The sequence below is a fragment of the Delftia sp. Cs1-4 genome, assembly GCF_000214395.1.
In the GTDB taxonomy this organism is placed as follows: Bacteria; Pseudomonadota; Gammaproteobacteria; order Burkholderiales; family Burkholderiaceae_C; genus Comamonas; species Comamonas acidovorans.
In genome coordinates, this window is the sequence record NC_015563.1 from 2996502 (window position 1) to 3014479 (window position 17978).

Annotated in this window: 11 protein-coding genes; 9 read left to right on the forward strand and 2 right to left on the reverse strand. The window is 70.7% G+C overall.

The genetic code is table 11. The annotated features are described in order from the left end of the window. Positions 1 to 10 precede the first annotated feature (10 nt). Positions 11 to 301, forward strand: a complete 291-nt coding sequence (locus DELCS14_RS13170) for a hypothetical protein (RefSeq protein ID WP_013802049.1) — start codon at positions 11 to 13, stop codon at positions 299 to 301. Between the two features lie 28 nt (positions 302 to 329). Here the strand turns inward: DELCS14_RS13170 and DELCS14_RS13175 are convergent, their stop codons facing one another. Next, on the reverse strand, positions 330 to 1040 hold the full coding sequence (locus tag DELCS14_RS13175) for an alanyl-tRNA editing protein (RefSeq protein WP_043796734.1): 711 nt from the start codon (positions 1038 to 1040) through the stop codon (positions 330 to 332). Positions 1041 to 1438: 398 nt separating this feature from the next. On the opposite strand from DELCS14_RS13175, the gene DELCS14_RS13180 reads away from it, so the two are divergent. From DELCS14_RS13180 to DELCS14_RS13215, 8 genes are all read left to right on the forward strand, one after another. Then, the gene (locus tag DELCS14_RS13180; RefSeq protein ID WP_013802051.1) at positions 1439 to 4381 is read left to right on the forward strand and encodes a DUF4132 domain-containing protein; all 2943 of its coding nucleotides are present in this window, start codon (positions 1439 to 1441) and stop codon (positions 4379 to 4381) included. Between the two features lie 70 nt (positions 4382 to 4451). Further along, entirely contained in the window at positions 4452 to 7448 is a 2997-nt protein-coding gene (locus DELCS14_RS13185) for a DUF4132 domain-containing protein (RefSeq protein WP_013802052.1), read from the forward strand. A gap of 23 nt (positions 7449 to 7471) precedes the next feature. Then, positions 7472 to 10399 carry a DUF4132 domain-containing protein gene (locus tag DELCS14_RS13190; protein WP_013802053.1) on the forward strand — a complete coding sequence of 976 codons (2928 nt, stop codon included), beginning with the start codon at positions 7472 to 7474 and terminating at the stop codon, positions 10397 to 10399. After that, positions 10399 to 11523: an AAA family ATPase gene (locus tag DELCS14_RS13195; RefSeq protein WP_013802054.1), complete on the forward strand. Its 1125-nt coding sequence runs from the start codon at positions 10399 to 10401 to the stop codon at positions 11521 to 11523. Before DELCS14_RS13190 ends, DELCS14_RS13195 begins: the two co-directional genes overlap by 1 nt. Further along, positions 11513 to 13927: a DUF5682 family protein gene (locus DELCS14_RS13200; RefSeq protein WP_013802055.1), complete on the forward strand. Its 2415-nt coding sequence runs from the start codon at positions 11513 to 11515 to the stop codon at positions 13925 to 13927. The genes DELCS14_RS13195 and DELCS14_RS13200 overlap by 11 nt, the downstream gene beginning before the upstream one ends. Before the next feature lie 47 nt (positions 13928 to 13974). Beyond that, positions 13975 to 15168, forward strand: coding sequence for a VWA domain-containing protein (locus DELCS14_RS13205; RefSeq protein WP_013802056.1), 1194 nt, complete (start codon positions 13975 to 13977; stop codon positions 15166 to 15168). Continuing rightward, the gene (locus tag DELCS14_RS13210) at positions 15165 to 16853 is read left to right on the forward strand and encodes an SWIM zinc finger family protein (protein WP_013802057.1); all 1689 of its coding nucleotides are present in this window, start codon (positions 15165 to 15167) and stop codon (positions 16851 to 16853) included. The genes DELCS14_RS13205 and DELCS14_RS13210 overlap by 4 nt, the downstream gene beginning before the upstream one ends. Beyond that, a complete protein-coding gene (locus DELCS14_RS13215; RefSeq protein ID WP_013802058.1) occupies positions 16850 to 17164 on the forward strand; it encodes a hypothetical protein in 315 nt (104 codons plus the stop codon). Before DELCS14_RS13210 ends, DELCS14_RS13215 begins: the two co-directional genes overlap by 4 nt. Here the strand turns inward: DELCS14_RS13215 and DELCS14_RS13220 are convergent. Beyond that, positions 17149 to 17976, reverse strand: coding sequence for an isocitrate lyase/phosphoenolpyruvate mutase family protein (locus DELCS14_RS13220; RefSeq protein WP_013802059.1), 828 nt, complete (start codon positions 17974 to 17976; stop codon positions 17149 to 17151). The two genes, DELCS14_RS13215 and DELCS14_RS13220, sit on opposite strands and share 16 nt — an antisense overlap. Between the last annotated feature and the right edge of the window lie 2 nt (positions 17977 to 17978).

Genomic DNA, 17978 nt, shown 5'->3' on the forward strand with positions numbered 1-17978 from the left:
GAGGGAATGTATGAGATTGCTTGTTTTCATAGGCTCGATCATCGGCGCCATCTTTCTGTTGACGGCGTTCTTCGTCGACAGCTCCCATCAACAGGCGGCGCTGGCGGCCATGGCCTGCGCCAGCGTCCTCATTCCCTACGTGCTGTTCAGATTGCACTCGATCGCCGTCGAGCATGACCAGCTCGACCAGATCCTGCAACTGGTGCGAAAGTCCGGCAGCCAGGGCGAGGGGCTGGCACAGGGAAGCGATGGGCCCCCTGAGGCGAGCGGGCCTGTGGCGCCCAGGTCCTGGATGTCCTGAGGCCTGGCATCAACAGGTCCGGCAGGCCTCAGGCGAACTGCACCACCACGCGCCGGTTGGTGCGGCTTTTCTTCTCGATCTTGGTGACGGCCACCGTGCCGATCTCGGCCGTGCTGCGCACATGCGTGCCGCCGCAGGGCTGGCGGTCCAGGCCGGGGATGTCGATGATGCGAATCGTGGAGGTGCCGCCTGGGGGCGCGGCGCCTGCGGTGCGCACCAGGTCGGGCTGTGCAGCCAATTGCTCGGGCGTGATGCGGTCCACGTTCACGGCATGGCTGGCGGCGATCAGGGCGTTCAGGCGCTCCGTCAGATCGGTCTTGTCCAGCGTGGACTCGGGCAGGTCGAAATCCAGGCGTGCCGAGTCCGGCGAGATGCTGCAGCCCGTCACGGGCACAGGCACCAGCACGCCCAGCAGGTGCAGGCAGGTGTGCAGGCGCATCAGCCGGTGGCGCCTGTCCCAGTCGATCACTACTTGGACACGTTCACCCACCTGGGGCGGGGCATCGGTCTGCAGTACATGCAGGATGCGCTGCCGGTCATCGGCATAGACGGTGTCGATCAGGGCCAGTCTGCGTCCGTCGGCCAGGGTCAGAGTCCCGGTGTCGCCGGCCTGGCCGCCGCTGCGGGCATAGCAGACCGTGGCATCGAGCTCGATGCCTTCGGGGCTGACGGCCGTCACGGTGGCTTCGCAGCGGTCCAGGTATGCGTCGTCATCAAAGAGCTTGTGCGTCTGGGGCATGGGCATGGGGTGTCTCTGGGGTCATGTCGCGGTCCATGGTATCGGCGGCATGGCGGGGCCGGGCAGTACGCCTGGGCGAAAAGTCCCCAGTACAGTCCATGGCCCGCAGCGGTGGCAGTCGCCTGCTTGACAGCCTGTCAAGTGGCGGTGCCCGCGACCTGACAAGATCGGCGCCCGCACCGCGTGCGTGCCGGGGAACAATGGCAAGGCCGTTGCGGATGGCGCTACAGATTTTTCCAAAGCTGACGACATACGCAGGGCATGAATCTGTGAGTTTTCCGAGGGACTGTCCGGATGGATCAAGAACTTTTACGTCCGTCCGGTGCAGGCTCCACCCCCGTCTCCATCCCGGCAGGCCCTGGTTTGCGGCTGCCCACATTGTTCATCTCCTCATCCCCATGAGCACTACCGATCTTCACGCGGCTTCCCTGAGCGATCTCTATGACCGGCTGCATGAAAGCCTCAGCGACGAGGCCTTTGCCGCCGAACTCGACGCCCGCCTGCATGACGGGCGGGCCGACGAGGCACGCACCTTCCTGCGCGGCTGCGAGGAGCGTTGTCTCAACATCCTGGGGCATCTGACCGGCAGCGACGCACCCTGGTCGCGTGACGGCGAACGCTGGCTGGCCTTTGCGCGGCTCACCGTGCCGCGCGGCCATGTGCTGTCGGGCCGCAGCGAGGAGCTGACCAATGCCCATGTGGCTGCCGAAGTGCGCGTGCTGGCCGAGCAATGGCTGGCCCACGCCCGCAGCGCCGACCTGTCTGTGTACAAGGGCATAGGCCTGGTGCTCGGCAGCCTGCTGCCCTGGCTCAGCTATCCCGGCATGCCCTATGACGAGGTGACGTCCACGCTGGACTGGGCGCTGGCGCTGCGCGAGGAGGCCGGGTTCCGCCGCAACCATGATTACCACGCGGCCTGGAAGCCCCTGGTCGCCCAGCTGAACGATGCCGACCTGCTGCGCTACGCCGCCGTGGGCGGCAAGCTGTTCGACGATGTGCTGGACCACTACCGCAACGAGCGCCAGCCCATGCAACCCAAGGGCCAGGGCTGGAAGGACTGGCTGCCTTTCTTTGCCGAGCATCCCCAGCTCTTCGACAAATCCTACATAGATGATCCCGACCTGATCGGGCAGCGCTGGGCCAGTGCCGGCGCGCCCCGGCGAGAGGAACTGGCCGCGCTGCTGCTCAGCCAATTGACCTACTCCCAGCGCGCCGAGCGGACGAGCGCATTGCAATTGCTGGACCGCCTGATGGCAGAGGATCCCGCGCCCTTTGCCAAGCAGCTGCGTGAGAACGGCCGCTACCAGATCAGCCTGGCGCTGGCCATGCATGTCATGAAGCAGGACGATGCCGCCTTGCTGCCCCTGCTGCTGCCCGCCATGGCCCAGCGCTGCGACCGCGAGGACGAACTGCGCCGCTACCGCAGCGTGATCCGCGAACTGGTGACCCGCCGCCCGGCCGATCTGGCCGAGGTGCCTGTCAAGGACCTGGTCAATGTGCTGCCCGCGTTCGACACCGCCAGCCTGAAGGCCACGCTGCCCACCTTGACCCCGCTCATCGCAGGCAGCAGCGCAAAAGGCCTGCGCGCCGCCATGGCCGGCCTTGCCGCCCATATTCCGCCCGCCAGCATGCTGGATGCCGGCTGGCTGAACAAGCCGCCCAAGAACCTGCTGCTGACCTGCCGCGACGTGCTGCTGGCCCATCCCGACCCTGCTGTCGGTCCCTTGCTGGCGCAGTTGCTGGCCGGCGGCAAGCTGGATGCGGCCTCGGCCAGCAGCGTGCAGCAGCGGCTGCAGCAGTTGGGCCTGACAGGGCAGGGCGCCTCGACATCGGATGAAAGCCAGGCAGATGCCGCATCGCCAGCGTCTGCCGCTGCCAGCGTGGATCTGGACGCCCAGCTCGCCTCCATCAAGCGTCTGAGCGCGGCCATCAAGCCCTTCGATACGCCCGAGCTGCTGGCGCTGTGCGCGCCGCTGTCCGAACACGCGGCCCGCGTGCTGCTGCATGTGTCCGCCATTGCCGAAGGCGGCCTGCCGCCGCTGGCCGGCGAGCTGCTGGCGCGCATTCCGGCCGACAACCGTGCCCGCCTGGCGCTGGCCCTGGTGCAGCAATGGATTGCTTCCGAGGGCGAGCCCAAGCAGCGCTGGGCGCTCAGGCTGCTGCCCGGCCATGCCGATGACCGCGTGGTCGATGCGCTGGTGTCCGCCGTCCAGGCCTGGAACCGCCCGCGCCTGCAGCGCGCGGCCGCCGCCGTGGAGCATCTGGGCGAGGTGGACAGCCTCTACGCTCTGCTGCGCGTGCAGGAGATCTCCGAATCGCGCTCGCTCAAGGACCAGGTGCAGCGCACGGCGCGCATCGCCCTGCGCGCTGCCGCCGCCCGCCGCAAGATGAGCGTGCCCGAACTCTTCGACGAGCTGACGCCGGACTTCGGCCTGGGCCAGGGCCTGACGGTCACGGTCGGTCCGCAGAGCTACCGCGTGGAGCTGCAGGGCGATCTGAGCCTGCGCGTCATCAACGACAAAAACAAGGCCAGCAAGACCATTCCTGCGGTCAAGGACGAGGCGCTCAAGCCCGAATGGGAAGCGGCCACCGCGCAGCTCAAGACCCTGGCCACCAGCCTCAAGACCGTGGTCAAGCAGCAGGCGCCGCGCATGCTGGCGGCCCTGGTCAGCGGCAAGCGCTGGCCGCTGGATCGCTGGCAGCGGCTGTTCGTGGCCCACCTGCTGCTGCGCATCGTGGGACGCAGCCTGATCTGGCGCGCAGAGGATGCGCCGGGCCTGGCGCGCACCAGCTTCCGCCTGGCCGAGGACTTCTCGCTGGTCGATGTGGAGGATGAAACCGTGACCCTGCCTGCTGGCTGCAGCATCAGCCTCTGGCACCCGGCCACGGCCCAGCCCGGCGAGCGCGAGGCCTGGCAGACCTACATGGCCGACTATGAGCTGGAGCCCCTGGTTGACCAGTTGGGCGCCTGCGCCGAGCAGCCCGCGCCAGGCCAGTTCAAGAACGGCATGCTGCTGCCGCCCGCGCCGATCACGCTGGCGCAGGAGCAGCTTGGCGGCCTGCTCAAGAAGTTCGGCTACCGGCCGGGACCAGTGGGCGACGGCCCCAGCATCAACGAGCATGTGTGGCGCCTGCCCGCGCTGGAGCTGAGCCTGGAGCTGTCGCACGGCTATTTCCCGCCCTACCTGGACCTGGGCCTGCCCGTGGCCGTGGAAGGCCTGCGCGTGCACGACCTGAGCAAGGAATACGGGGCCAGCGCCGACCCGGCGCGGCTGCCCAAGCCGCTGCTGGCCACGCTGCAAGGCCAGTGGCTGGCCCTGGCGGCCAAGGCGGCTGCCTGAGCCTTTGTGAACCTTTGCTCCCTTGAAACGTTGGCCGCCCGACCGCCCATCACCCAAGACTCCACAGACCATGAGCAACAACGAGACAGCAGCGCTTCCCCTGCAGGCTTTGTACGAACTGCACACGGCCGCGCCGGCCGGGCGCGAGGGCATGCCGGCCTTTGCCGCCGAACTGGCAAAGCGCCTGGCCCAGGGGCGCGATGCCGAGGTGGCGGACTTCCTGCGCGACAGCAGCAGCCTGTGCCAGGAACGGCTGCACCAGTTGCCCGGCGAGCATGCGCCCTGGCAGCGCGACCACGCGCTGTGGCTGGCGCTGGCGCGCATCAGCCTTCCGCTGGGACAGTTCTATGGGGGCAACTCGGGCGTGCCCCGGCGCAGTGCCGAGCTGACCGCAGAGCTGACGGCACTGGCCCGCGCCTGGCTGGATGACTGGGGCAGCCGCACCCACCAGCCCTGGAGATTGCGCGATGGCTACGACCTCGTGCTCAGGCAGGTGTTTGGCGTGCTGGGCCATGAAGGCATGTCCAGTGCCGAGATCATCGGCCTGCTGCGCTGGGCGCGGGAACTGAGCGCAAAGGCCGGCATTGCGCCCGGCGCGCAGTACTACTGCCACTGGCAGCACCTGCTGCACCAGCTGCCCGAGCCCGAACTGCTGGCCATGGCCATCGAGGACGGCGGCGGCCAGCTCAGCCGCGACATCGTCCAACGCCAGCTGCCGCTGCAGCGCACGCGGCCTGCAGCGCAGCGCTGGGCGCTGTGGCGGGATTTTTTTGCGCAATTCCCCGCCGTGCTTGACCAGCTGCGCCTGCCCGAGCCCGTGCTGATTGCATCGCGCTGGGAGACGGCCGATGCCGCGCGCCGCGACCTGCTGGCCCAGGACCTGTTCAAGGCCTTGTGCTTTGCCTCGGACGATGACTGGCCGCATGACCGTGTCCTGGTGGAGCGCATGCTGCAGACCGACGCTGCGCCCCTGGCCGCCTGGTTCAAGCAACTTGGCCACCTGGCGATCAATCCCGTCGTGGCGCAGCGGCTGTGGGACGCCCGGTGGCCGGCCCTGCTGCCGCTGCTATTGCCGGCCTGCGCAGACGGCTGCAAGCACGAATCCGACCGCGCCGGCTACGCCCCGGTGGCCGAGACCCTGCTGGCCGATCGCCCTGGCGACCTGGCCCGGCTGGCCGCCGGCCCGCTCACGCACCTGCTGCCCGCGCTGCGCGTGGACACGCTGCAGCGGCTGCTGCCGCAACTGGGCAAGGCCGCCTCCAGCAGTGCCTCCAAAGGCTTGCGTGCGGCGCTGGCACAGGCCCTGTCTGCCCTGCCCGCGGATGCGCCCCAGGCCGGCGGCTGGTTGGCCAAGCCCAACAAGAACCTGGTGCTGGCCTACCGCGATGTGCTGGTGGCCCATCCTGATCCGGCGTCTGGCAGCCTGCTGTCGGCACTGCTGTCCGGTGGATTACTGGACGTGGCCGAGCAAGGCCCGGTGCAGGCGCGCCTGAAGGATCTGGGTGCCGCAGCCCCGGTTGCGGACGCAGCCAGGCCATCTGCCGGCGAGGCCGCGCCCGCTGGCAGCGATGGTGCCGGCTCCCTGGCAGAGCTTGAAGCCCAGGCCGCCAGCCTCCAGCGCCTGTCGCCCGCCATTGCCGCGCTGGACCAGCCGGCGCTGCTGGACCTGCTCGCGCCCCTGTCCGCCCAGGCCGCGCGCGCGCTGCTGCACCTGGCGGCCACCAGCCCGCAGGAGCTGCCTGCGCTGGCCCATCACCTGCTGGCCCAGGCCAGCGCCGAAAACCGTGCGCGGCTGGCCCTGGCCCTGGTCCAGCACTGGGTGGCTGCCGATGGCGCGCCCGAATTGCGCTGGGTGCTCAAGCTGCTGCCCGGCGCGGCGGACGACCGCATCGTCGATGTGCTGTCTTCGGCCGCCCTGGCCTGGCACAAGACGCGCAAGGAGCGCGCCGTGGTCGCGCTGCAGCAGTTGGGCCGGCTCGACACGGTCTATGCCCTGTCCTGCGTGCAGGCCCTGGCCACCGGCAAGACGCTCAAGCCCAGCGTGCTGGCTGCCGCGCAGGCCGTGCTGGCCGAGGCTGCCACGCGGCGCGGCATGGCGCTGGCCGACCTCAGTGATGAGCTGACCCCGGACTTCGACCTGGGCCGGGGCGTGCAATTGCAGGTGGGCGCGCAGACCTATGACGTGCTGCTGCAGGGCGACCTGTCGCTGCGCCTGCGCACGCCGGCCGGCAAGCTGGTGCGCAGCTTGCCGGCCCTGGCCGACGAGGGCCTGCGCACGGAGTGGGAGGCGGCCGCCGCGCGGCTCAAGACGCTTTCCAAGGGCATCAAGGCCGTGCTGCAGCAGCAGGCGCCGCGCCTGCAGTCCTGCCTGATGCTGGGCCGGCACTGGCCGCTGGACACCTGGCGCCGCCTCTTCCTGGAGCACCCGCTGCTGCGCGTGGTGGCACAGGGCCTGGTCTGGCGGGTGGAGCCGGCGGCCGGCCAGCCGTTCAGCCTGCGCATTGCCGAAGACCTGTCCCTGGTCGATGCCCAGAGCGATGCGGTGCAACTGCCGGCCGAGGGCCGCATCGCCCTGTGGCACCCCGCGCAGGCCACCGAACAGGAGCGTGCGCAGTGGCGCGAATGCCTGGCCGACTACGGCCTCAAGGCCCTGATCGAGCAGGTCGATGCGCCCGCCGACCTGCCGCTGGCCAGCCAGTGGCAGCAGGAACTGCTGCAGCCCCTGGCACCGATACGGCTCACGCAGCAGGCGCTGGACGGCCTGGCAGGGCCATGGCGCTTTCATGCCGGCCCCGTGTGCGATGGCCCCGGCATCTACCTGCACCTGCGGGACTTTGCCGTGCAGCGCTGGCGCGTGGAACTGCTGCACAGCGCGGCCATGCCGTACTACGAGCCCGGCCATGAGATCGACATCGAAGGCTTTGCCCTGCGCGACATGGCCGCCGACCGCCTGCTGCCCCCGGCCGAATGGCCGCTGCCGCTGCAGGCATCGCTGTGCGCCATGCTCCAGGCCCTGGCCTCGCGCGCCGCGGGCGCGGCAGCCGCAGCGGCTGCAGCCCAGGTTTGACTCCCTCCAGAACCCCTGAATCCATGACCTCTTCGACCCTAGAACACACCGACCAGGCCACGCTGGAGGAACTGAGCGCCTCGCTGCCACCCGCCGAACTGGTCCAGGTGCTGGCCAGCCGCATGCGCGCGGGCCGGCATGACGAAGTGGGCGCCTTCACGCGCAAGGCCTTCGACGACTATTCCAACCCCATCCGCGCCCTGGGCAACTTCGATCTGCCCTGGACCCATGACCATGACCTGTGGCTGGCCTTCGCGCGGCAGACCATCCCCTTCGGGCGCAGGATCGACGGCAGCCTGGACGGCGACATTCCACGCCACAGCCCCGAGCTTGCGGCCGAGTTCGAGCAGATGGCGCGCGCCAGCCTGGCCCGTCCACCTGCGCCGGACGGCGACAACGACTACCGTGAAATCCGCATCCTGGACATGTTCGGCTGGCTCTGGTACCCGGGTATCAGCCGCGAACGGGTGATGCAGCTGCTGGACTGGGCCGCGGAGCTGAACGTCCAGTCCGGCGCCAGGTATGACAGAGTCGACTGGAAGCTGCTGCTGGGCAGCCTGGACGACCAGGACCTGATGGAGCTGGCCGAGCGCGGCGGCGCGCTCTATGCCGACATCCGCGATGTCTACATGAAGCGGCACCGCGACGTTCCGCACCCGCAGCGCTGCGCGCCCTGGTACGACTTCTACCGCCGCCATCCCGACTGGTTCGACGACAAGCCCATCAACGAAGATCCGGGCCTGATCGCGCTGCGCTGGGACCTGGGCGCCGATGCCCAGCGGCGCCTGGAGTTGGTCAACCTGCTGCTGGGTAGGGCGGACCGCGAGCCGGTTGATTACTTCATCCCCATTTTCGACCGCCTGGTGCGGGAGGATGCCGCGCCCTTCGTCGCCTGGATCGAAGGATGGCAGCCCAAGTACCACTTCGATGCGGTGGTCGCCCAGCAGATCTGGAAGGCACGCTACCCGGAGCTTTTGCCCCATCTGCTGCGCTGCATATTGCAGGTGTCGCGCATTGAGCCCTTCATCGGCCTGCTCAACCAGATGCTGGCCGAGCAGCCCGACTATCTGCGCGAGATTCCCACCGTGCGCCTGGCCCCGCTGCTGGCCCAGCTGGACCCGGCCATGCTGCATGCCCGGCTGCCCCTGCTGGGCGAACTGCTGGCGGCCAGCAGCTCGCGGGCGCTGCGCGAAGCGGTGGCGCGCTTCATGCAAGGGCTGGATGCGCAGGCCGTAGGCGCTGTCTTCGAGTCCAACGCCTGGCTGCAGCGGCGCGAGAAAGCGATGCAGCTGGCCTGCCGCGACATCCTGCTGGCCCACCCCGACCCCGGGGTCGCGCCGCTGCTGCAGGCACTGCTGCGCACGGGCCTGGACCTGGGCTCCGAAAGCATGGTCGAGGGCCGGCTGCTGGCCCTGGGCGTCCCCGTGCCGGGCGCTCTGACCGTGGCGCAGGGGGAGGGGGGCCGGGTCCCGCTCGATGCGCTGGAGGCCCGCGTGGCGCGCTTCAAGCGCTTTTCCAGCAGCATCAAGGCCTACGACCAGCCCGAGACCCTGGCGCTGTTCGCGCCGCTGTCCGGGCATGCGGCCCGCACCGTGCTGCACTTGGTGGCCACGGCCGAGGAAGAGCTGCCGCCGCTGGTGGAGCAGTTGCTGGCCCATGTGCCGGCCGAAAGCCGCGCCCAGCTGTCCCTGCACCTGGTCAATGCCTGGGTGGCCCTGGAGGGCGAGCCCAAGGCGCGCTGGGCGCTGCGGCTGGCCACCGGCCATGTCGATGACCGCCTGGTGCAGACCCTGGTGGCCGCCGTGAAGGCCTGGGGCTGGAGCAAGAAGCTGCGCGCCATCATCGCCGTGGAGCAGCTCGGTGCGCTGGACACGCTGTACGCGCTGTCCCAGGTCCAGACCCTGTCCACCTCGCGCAAGCTCAAGGACCTGGTGATTGAAGCCACGCATGACGCGCTCAAGGCGGCCGCCCAGCGGCGCGGCCTGAGCCTGATCGAGCTGTATGACGAGCTGACGCCCGATTTCGGCCTGGGCGGCGAAGGCCTGGTGCTGGAGGTGGGCCCGCAGCGCTACCGCCTGCAGCTGCAGGGCGACCTGAGCCTGCGCGTGGTGGGCGACAAGGGCAAGGCCTCCAAGACCCTGCCTGCGCTCAAGGACGAATCGCTGCGTCTGCAGTGGAATGCGGCCCAGGCCGAATTCAAGACCGTTGCCGCTGGCGTCAAGGCCATCGCCAGGCAGCAGGTGCCGCGCCTGGGTACCGCCTTCATGACGGGACAGCGCTGGTCCGTCCCGCGCTGGCGCAGATTGTTCCTGCTGCATCCCCTGCTGCGCATCGTGGGCCGCAGCCTGATCTGGCGGCTGGAGCAGGGCGCCAGCTTTCGCATTGCCGAGGACTTTTCCCTGCTCGACGCCACCGACGATGCCGTGGAGCTGCCCGACGACGCACAGGTGCTGCTCTGGCATCCGGTCGATGCCGCAGCGGGCGAGGTTGAGGCCTGGCGCACCTGCCTGGCCGACTACGAGCTGCAGCCGCTGATCGACCAGCTGAACGCAGGCGCACAACTGCCCGAAGCCGGGCAGTGGAAGAGCCATGCCCTGCACCCCGCCGGCCCGCTGCAGATACGCCAGGGCGCGCTGTCCGGCCTGCTGGCCAAGTGGAACTACCGCCCCGGCCCCGTGGGGGACGGCCCCGGCATCTACGAGCACAAGCTGGACCTGGCAGGCCCGCAGCTGTACATCGAACTCCACCACGGGCGCTACCTGCCGTTCATGGACCTGGACAACCGCGTGGACATCACCCATGCCGTGGTCTACGACAGCAGCCATCGCGGCGAAGATGGCCGCTGGCCCCGGCTGCAGCCGCAGCAGTGGCCGCGCGCGCTGCAGGCCACGCTGATGGCGCAGTTCGCGGCCATCGCCGCCAAATCGGCCAGCACCAAAGAGAGCGACTGATGGCCACCAAACGCATTGCAGCGGCCACCGCCGAGCCTGCCGCCCAGCGGCTGCCGGCCGAGATGGCCCACGCCCAGGAACTTGCGGCCCTGCAGGCTGCCGACCAGGGCCCGCGCCCCGACGGCTGGCGCCTGAGCCCGCGCTCCGTGCGGCGCTTCATCCTGGGCGGTGCGGAACCTGACGGCGGCGGGCCGGCCATCGCGCGCAAGATTCACGGCAACGATGCCCTGGTCGAGCGCGCCATCGTCACCCTGGCCGGCCAGCGCGGCCTGATGCTGGTGGGCGAGCCGGGCACGGCCAAGTCCTTGCTGTCCGAGCTGCTGGCCGCCGCCATCAGCGGCGACAGCAAGCTCACCGTGCAGGGCGGTGCCGGCGTGGTGGAAGAGCAGATCCGCTACGGCTGGAACTACGCCCTGCTGCTGCGCGACGGCCCTGGCCCCGAAGCCCTGGTGCCCGGCCCGCTGCACCGCGCCATGGGGGAAGGGCGGCTGCTGCGTTTCGAGGAAATCACGCGCTGCTCCACCGAAGTGCAGGACTGCATGGTGCCCGTGCTCTCCGAGCGGCTGCTGCAGATTCCCGAACTCAAGCACGAGCAGCCCTGGCTGCTGGCACGGCCGGGCTTCAATGTGATTGCCACGGCCAACCTGCGCGATCGCGGCGTCAACGAGATGTCGGCCGCGCTCAAGCGCCGCTTCAACTTCGAGACCATGCGCCCGCTCGAAGGCGTGGCCGCGCAGGCCGCGCTGATAGGGCAGGAGGTGGACCGCGCACTGGCGCAGCAGCGCATCGGCACCACCGTCGCGCCCGATGTGCTGGCCCTGCTGGCCACGGCCTTCCAGGAGCTGCGCAGCGGCAGCGTGGAGGGCACGGCCGTGGAGCGGCCGGGCACCGTGCTGTCCACGGCCGAGGCCATCGACGTGGCCTTCAACGCCGCCTGCCAGTGCTGGTACTTCGGGCAGGAGCAGGTGGGACCCGCCCACCTGGCGCGCCACCTGCTGGGCACGGTGATCAAGGACGACGACGAGGACCGGCGCCGTTTCGCCGAATACCTGCGCGTGGTGGCACGCCAGCGCGCAGGGCAGCCGCAGTGGCAGGACTTTGTCGCAGGCGGCCGTGAGCACTGACGCTGCCGCGTGGCTGGCGCCGCTGCCGCAGCTGCGCCTGGTGCCCGTGCGCCACCACAGCCCGCGCTGCGCCCACCACCTGCGCGCGCTGATGCGCGAGTTCAAGCCCACCCACGTGCTGATCGAAGGCCCGGGCGAGCTCGATGCCCTGCTGCCCGCGCTGCAGCACGCCCAGGCGCGTCCCCCGCTGGCCGCCTACCTGCATGCGGCCATGGTCGGGCCCGGCGCGGCCGAGCAAGACTGGCGCTGCCGTTGCTACGTGCCCTTTGCCGCCTTCTCGCCCGAATGGGTGGCCCTGCGCGAGGCGGCGCGGCTGCGCAGCGCCGTGCGCTTCATCGACCTGCCCTATGCCGACAGGCTGGCGCAGGCCGCGCAGCTGGACTACTTCGCCTGCGCGCCCGAACCCCTGCTGGCCGACGAGCCCGCGCGGCGCGCGCCCGACGTGCTGGCCGGCCTCATCCAGGCCAGCGGCTGCCGCGATTTCGACGAATGGTGGGACCGGCATTACGAATCTGGCAACGAGGACGCCTCGCCCCAGGCGTACTTTGCCGGCGTGCTGGCCTTCAGCCAGCTGCTGCGCGAGCGCGAGCAGGGCGCGGGCGGCAGCGGCATGGATGCCGAGGACGTGGCTCGCGAGGCCCACATGGCCGCCCAGGTCAGCGCGGCCCTGGCCGAAGGCGGGCGCTGCCTGGTGGTCTGCGGCGGCTTCCATGTGCCCGGCATCGTTGCCGGCCTCTCGGCCCCCGCCCGGCCTGCGGACGCCAGGCCCGCCATCGATGTGGGCGTGCACCTCATTGCCTACACGCTGCAGCGGCTGGAGCGCGCCAGCGGCTACGCGGCCGGCATGCCCATGCCCGGCTACTACCAGGGCGTTTGGCAGGCGCTGGAGCAGGGCGCCTTGCAGCCGGACAGTCATGCCTGGCCCGAGATGGCGGCACGCACCGTGAACAGCCTGCGCGCCCGGGGCATGCCCGCCAGCCTGCCCGATGCGGCCGAGGCCGTGCGCCTGGCCCATGGCCTGGCCGCCTTGCGCGCCTGCCGCGGCGGCCGGGCCGAGCTGCTGGAGGCGCTGGACAGCGCTGTGTTCAAGGAGCATGCCCAGGCCCTGCGACCGCAGCCCATGGTGCAGCAGACCGGGCAGCAGACCGGGCAGCAGATTGGTCAATGGCTGCTGGACGCCGACGACTACGGCCAGCTGCCACCCAACGCGCCGGCCGCCCCGCTGCTGGTCGATGTGCAGGCCTTCTGCCTGCGCCACCGCCTGCCCGTGCGGCCTGCCGCCCCCGTGCGCAAGGAGCTGGACATCTACCGCAGCGCGCGCCACCGCCGGCTGTCGCAGGGGCTGCACCGCCTGTGCTACCTGGGCGTGCCCTATGCGCAGCGTCTGGCCGGGCCGGACTTCGTGGCGGGCACGGGCCTGGCGCGTGTGCGCGAGGTCTGGACGCTGGGCTGGCAGGTCGAGACCACGGTGGCCCTGACCGAGGCCATGTGCCACGGCTCCAGCCTGGAGGAAGCCGCGGTGCACCTGGTACGCGAGCGCCTGGCGCAGACGGCCCACACGGAGCCCGCGCAGCGCGTGCTGGAGGTGCTGGTCATGGGGCTGGACGGCATCGCCCAGCAGGTGCTGGACACCGTGCAGGCCTGGATGGAGCGCAGCCACGACGCGCTGGCCCTGGCCCGCGCCACGGGCTGCCTGGCCCTGGCCTACGAGGCCCGCCATGCGCTGGGCGGCGTGGGCCTGGCGCGCCTGCTGCCGCTGCTGCGGCGCTGCTTTGCCCAGGCCTGCCTGCGCCTGCCCTGGCTGGGCGAGGGCGATGCATCCCAGCAGGCACAGGCCCTGGATGCCCTGGCCGATCTGCACGGCATGGTCTGCCGCCACGCGCCCTGGGCCGACGCCGGCCTGTTCCACGATGCCTGTGCCGCCTTGCATGAGGCAGGCGCCGACAGCACGCCCGCGCGCGTGCGCGGCGCCACGGCCGGCATTCTGAGCATGGCCGGCCGCTGGCAGATCGCGCAGACCGATGCCGCCCTGCGCGCCATGCTGGGCCTGGCGCAGGTCGATGGCGCCGCCATGGGCGAATACCTGCAGGGCTTTGTGCGCGTGGCCAAGGGCTGGCTGCTCAGCCATCCGCCGCTGCTGCGCCTGCTCAGTGACGGCATTGCGCACTGGCCGGAAGACGCCTTCCTGGCCGGCCTGCCGGCCTTGCGGCTGGCCTTTGCCCAGCTGACCCGTGCCGAACTGCGGCAGCTGGCCGGGCGGCTGGCGGGTCTGTCGGGCGCGGCCACGCCACCCGGCGCAACCACACTGGCCTCCGTGCATCTGCCAACGGACGAGGCCCTTGCGCACAGCCGCGCCTTGGCGGCCCAGGTGGGCCGACTGCTGCAACCCTGGGGACTGTCATGAGCCGGGAAGATCCGCCAATGCACGAACCGCCAATGCACGAGCCGCCAATGCAGGAACAGGCAATCGATGCCGCCACCCTGCGACGCTGGCGCCTCATCCTCGGGCCCGAGGCCGCCCAGCCCCTGGCCGCCGCGCAGCCGCTCGATGCCGCCGATGCGCGCCGCGACGCGGCACTGGACTATCTCTACCAGCGCGAGCACCGCCTGCGCGAGCAGGCGAACACCTCGGGCACCGATGCGTGGCAGGGCGGGGGCGGGCTGTACGCGCGCCAGGGCGGCAGCGGCGTGCCCGAGCCCCAGGCCGTGCACTGGCTGGGCGAGGTGCGCGACCTGTTCCCGCGCAGCGCCGTGGAAACGCTGCAGCGCGATGCGCTGTCGCGCTATGGGCTCCATGGCCTGCTCAGTGATCCCCAGGTCCTGGCCGAGGCCACGCCCAGCATCGAACTGGTGGCCGCCTTGATGGCGGTGCGCACCAGCCTGCCCCCCGAGGTGCTGGCCGAGGCCCGCCGGCTGGTGGCGCGCGTGGTGGCCGATCTGCAGGCGCGGCTGTCCTCGCGCGTGCACTCGGCCCTGGGGCGGCGGCGCAGGCGCCGCAGTAGCCGGGGCCAGGGGCAGATGAGCGATCTGGACTGGCCGCGCACCCTGCGCCACAACCTGCGCCACTACCAGAGCGAGGAGCAGGTGCTGGTGCTGGAGCGCCTGTTCTTCAGGGAGAACGAAGCACAGCGCCTGACCTGGGACCTGTGGCTGGTGGTGGACCAGAGCGGGTCCATGCATGAATCCGTCATCCACAGCGCCGTCATGGGCAGCATCTTTGCGCGCGTGCGCGCCCTTCGCACCCATGTGCTGCTGTTCTCCGACGCGGTGGCCGATGTCACCGGCCAGCTGCATGCGCCCGAAGAGCTGCTGCTGGGCGCGCAACTGGGCGGGGGCACCAACATCGGCGCGGCACTGGCGCATGTGGCCGGGCAGCTTGCCGCGCCGCGCCGCAGCGTGATCGTGCTGATCACCGACCTGTACGAAGGCCATGACGAGGCCCGTGTCATCGCCGAGACCGAGCGGCTGGTTGCCAGTGGCGCCCGCGTGCTGGTGCTGGCTGCGCTGGACCGCCGCGCCCACCCCGACTATGACCGCGACCTGGCCGCGCAACTGGTGGCGCGCGGCGCCCAGGTTGCCGCCATGACGCCCGACCATCTGGTGGATTGGCTGGTCCGTGCCATGCAGGGAGGGCGGCACTCATGATGCAGGAATGGCTGCGCACCCTGGACGATGACGCCATTGCCGACTGGGCCAACAAGGGCCTGCTCAAGCGCGGGGCCAAGGCCCTGGCGGCGGCGGATGCAGGGCAGTGGGAACTGGGGGCCAACCAGGCCCGCGCCGACATCGAAGGCCATGCCCAGACCCTGGCCGGCGCGGGCTTTGCTACGCTGCAATGCAGCTGCCCCGCCTTTGGCCCCTGCCACCATCTGTGCGCCTTGCTGCTGGGCCTGCGGGCGCGGCTGGCCCACGAGACCCCAGCCGATGGCTTGGCCCAGGCGCCTGCTGCCCCGTGGCTCGACGGCGATGCCGGCGCCGTGGCCCAGGCCTTTGGCATGGCTGCCCAGCGCAAGGCCCTGCGCTGGATGGCCCAGGGCTTTGAGGCGGTGCTGGAAGAGGCCCCGGCCACCCTGATCGGCGAACTGTCCAACCCCGACGAAGTCACCGTGCGCCTGCCGCGTGCCGGTGGCCTGGCGGCGGCCAGTTGCAGCTGCAAGGCAGCGGCCTGCGCCCACCGCGCCCTGGTGGCATTGCAGGCCCGGCGCCTGGCGGGCGCACCCATGCCGGAGCTGCCGGCGCACGCGCTGGAAGCCGGCGCACTGCAGCGGCTGACCCAGGCGCGCCAATGGCTGACCGGCTGGGTGCTGCAGGGCCGTGCAGGCATGAGCCCTGCCTTTCTGGACCAGGGCGAGGCATTGGCGACCGAACTGCGCCAGGCCGACCTGCCGCGCCCTGCCAGCGTGCTCAACCTGCTGGTACGCGCCTTGCGTGACGAGCGCGCAGGGCGTGCCGGCGCAGCCGAACGCGTGGCGCCCTTGCTGGCCGCGCTGTGGATGCTGCTGCGCGGCCTGGCGCAACAGCCCATGCCACGGCCCCTGAGCGAACTGGCGGGCGTGCACAGGCGCAGCTACCGGCGCGTGCAAGGCCTTTGCCTGCACGCCGTGGCAGCCGAGCTATGGCATGCGCGCGGCGGGCAGCGCGGGTTTTCCGTGCATTTGCAGGACGCGGTCAGCGGTCGGTATCTGACCTGGTCCGCATCGCGCGCCGAAGGCTTCGACCCGGAGTGGGAACCGGCCGGGGCGCTGGACTCGGAAACCCTGGGCGGCCTCACCGCAAGGCAGCTGCTGCAAGGCCCCCATGTGCTGCTGGACGGCTGGGCCAGCGACGATGGCCGCCTGTCGGCGCGCGACGCCACGCGGCTGGCACCGGCCCAGGCGACCGGCCCGCTGCCGACCCGGGCGACCGGCGCACAGCCGGTGGCCGACGATCCCCAGGCCCTCCTGCAGCGCCATCTGCAGGAGCTGCATGCCGACCCCTGGCGCCAGCAGCCGCCCCTTTGGGCACGGCTGCAGGTGGCCGGCAGCGGCCTGGCGCAGCGGGACGAGTTGCTGCAGCGCTGGACAATTGCATTGCAGTCGCCGGTGCCCGGGCCTTCCCTGTCCCTGGTGGGCGATCTGCACGGCATGCAGGGCAGGGCGGGTGAGGCATTGCGCAGGGAACTGGCGCGCGGCCGCGTGCTGCGGGAAGTCTTTGGCCGCGTGGAATTCGTGGCAGGGCAGTTGCAGATTGCCGTGGCTTCCGTGCGCTGGCAGGACAGCGCGCACTGGCACCATCCCAGCACGGACTGGTCGCCGCCGCTTGCCGAAGTCGGTGTGGAGAAGGCTCCATGAGCAATTCAAGCAAAGCAAGCAACGAGAGCACCACCGCGCCGCTGCGCCATTGGCTGGCACAAGGCCAGGCCTGGCTGGCCGACATGCAGGCCGCAGGCCTGGCGGGTGCTGGCGCACCGCTGCTGGCCGCAGGCCGGGCCTGGGCCGATGAGGGCGCGCTGCTGGGCTGGGGCGCCCTGGCAAGGCAAATGGACGGCGTGCTGGACCCGCAGCTGCCACCGGCGGAGCGCGCGGCCGCCCTGCTCGATATCGCAGTCTGGGTCATGACCGCGCAGCGGCTGCAGGCCGGTGCGGATCAGTCCTTGCCCTGAAAAAAGCCATTGAGTTCGGCGCCCGGCGTGGCCTGGGCGAACGCGTCGAAGCGCCCCGTCTCGGCAATGGAGCGCGCCGCATGCAGAAAGCCGCCCCAGGCTGCGCGCGCCAGTGCGCCGCCCACGCTGATGCGGCGCACGCCCATGGCCTCGGCATCCTGCAGGCTCCATTCGCTGGCCCCTCCGATCAGCAGATTCACCGGCTTGGGTGCCACGGCCGCCACCACGGCGCGGATCTGCGCGGCGCTGCGGATGCCGGGTGCGTACAGGCAGTCCGCGCCGGCTTCGGCATAGGCCTTGAGCCGGGCAATGGTGTCGTCCAGATCGGGCCGGCCCACGAAGAAATTCTCCGCACGCCCGACCAGCAAGGTGCCGCCACCGGCCTCGTCGATGGCGGCACGGGCGGCGCGCAGCCGGGCCACGGCTTCCTCGATGCTGCGCAAGGGGTTGGCTGCATCGCCTGTCGAGTCTTCGATGGACAGGCCTGCCACGCCGGTGTCCACGGCCATGCGCACGCTTTCGGCGACCTCCTGCGGACCCAGGCCGAAGCCGCTTTCAAAGTCCGCATTCACGGGCAGATCGGTGGCTGCGACCAGGCTGCGCAGGTGCTCCAGCGTCATCTCGCGGGAGATGGCGCCATCGGGCTGGCCCAGCGACCAGGCATGGCCCGAGCTGGTGCTGGCCAGCGCCTTGAAGCCCAGGCCCTGCAGCATGCGGGCGCTGCCCGCATCCCAGGGATTGGGCAGCACAAAGCAGCCCTGGCGGTGCAGGGCGTGGAAGGTGGCGCGCTTTTGTTCGGTGGTGGGGGTCATGG

What these genes read in the sequence shown, in the direction of transcription:
- DELCS14_RS13170 (WP_013802049.1), top strand. Translation starts at nt 11, where the DNA reads ATGAGATTGCTTGTTTTCATAGGCTCGATCATCGGCGCCATCTTTCTG.
- DELCS14_RS13175 (WP_043796734.1), bottom strand. Translation starts at nt 1,040, where the DNA reads ATGCCCCAGACGCACAAGCTCTTTGATGACGACGCATACCTGGACCGC.
- DELCS14_RS13180 (WP_013802051.1), top strand. Translation starts at nt 1,439, where the DNA reads ATGAGCACTACCGATCTTCACGCGGCTTCCCTGAGCGATCTCTATGAC.
- DELCS14_RS13185 (WP_013802052.1), top strand. Translation starts at nt 4,452, where the DNA reads ATGAGCAACAACGAGACAGCAGCGCTTCCCCTGCAGGCTTTGTACGAA.
- DELCS14_RS13190 (WP_013802053.1), top strand. Translation starts at nt 7,472, where the DNA reads ATGACCTCTTCGACCCTAGAACACACCGACCAGGCCACGCTGGAGGAA.
- DELCS14_RS13195 (WP_013802054.1), top strand. Translation starts at nt 10,399, where the DNA reads ATGGCCACCAAACGCATTGCAGCGGCCACCGCCGAGCCTGCCGCCCAG.
- DELCS14_RS13205 (WP_013802056.1), top strand. Translation starts at nt 13,975, where the DNA reads ATGCAGGAACAGGCAATCGATGCCGCCACCCTGCGACGCTGGCGCCTC.
- DELCS14_RS13210 (WP_013802057.1), top strand. Translation starts at nt 15,165, where the DNA reads ATGATGCAGGAATGGCTGCGCACCCTGGACGATGACGCCATTGCCGAC.
- DELCS14_RS13215 (WP_013802058.1), top strand. Translation starts at nt 16,850, where the DNA reads ATGAGCAATTCAAGCAAAGCAAGCAACGAGAGCACCACCGCGCCGCTG.
- DELCS14_RS13220 (WP_013802059.1), bottom strand. Translation starts at nt 17,976, where the DNA reads ATGACCCCCACCACCGAACAAAAGCGCGCCACCTTCCACGCCCTGCAC.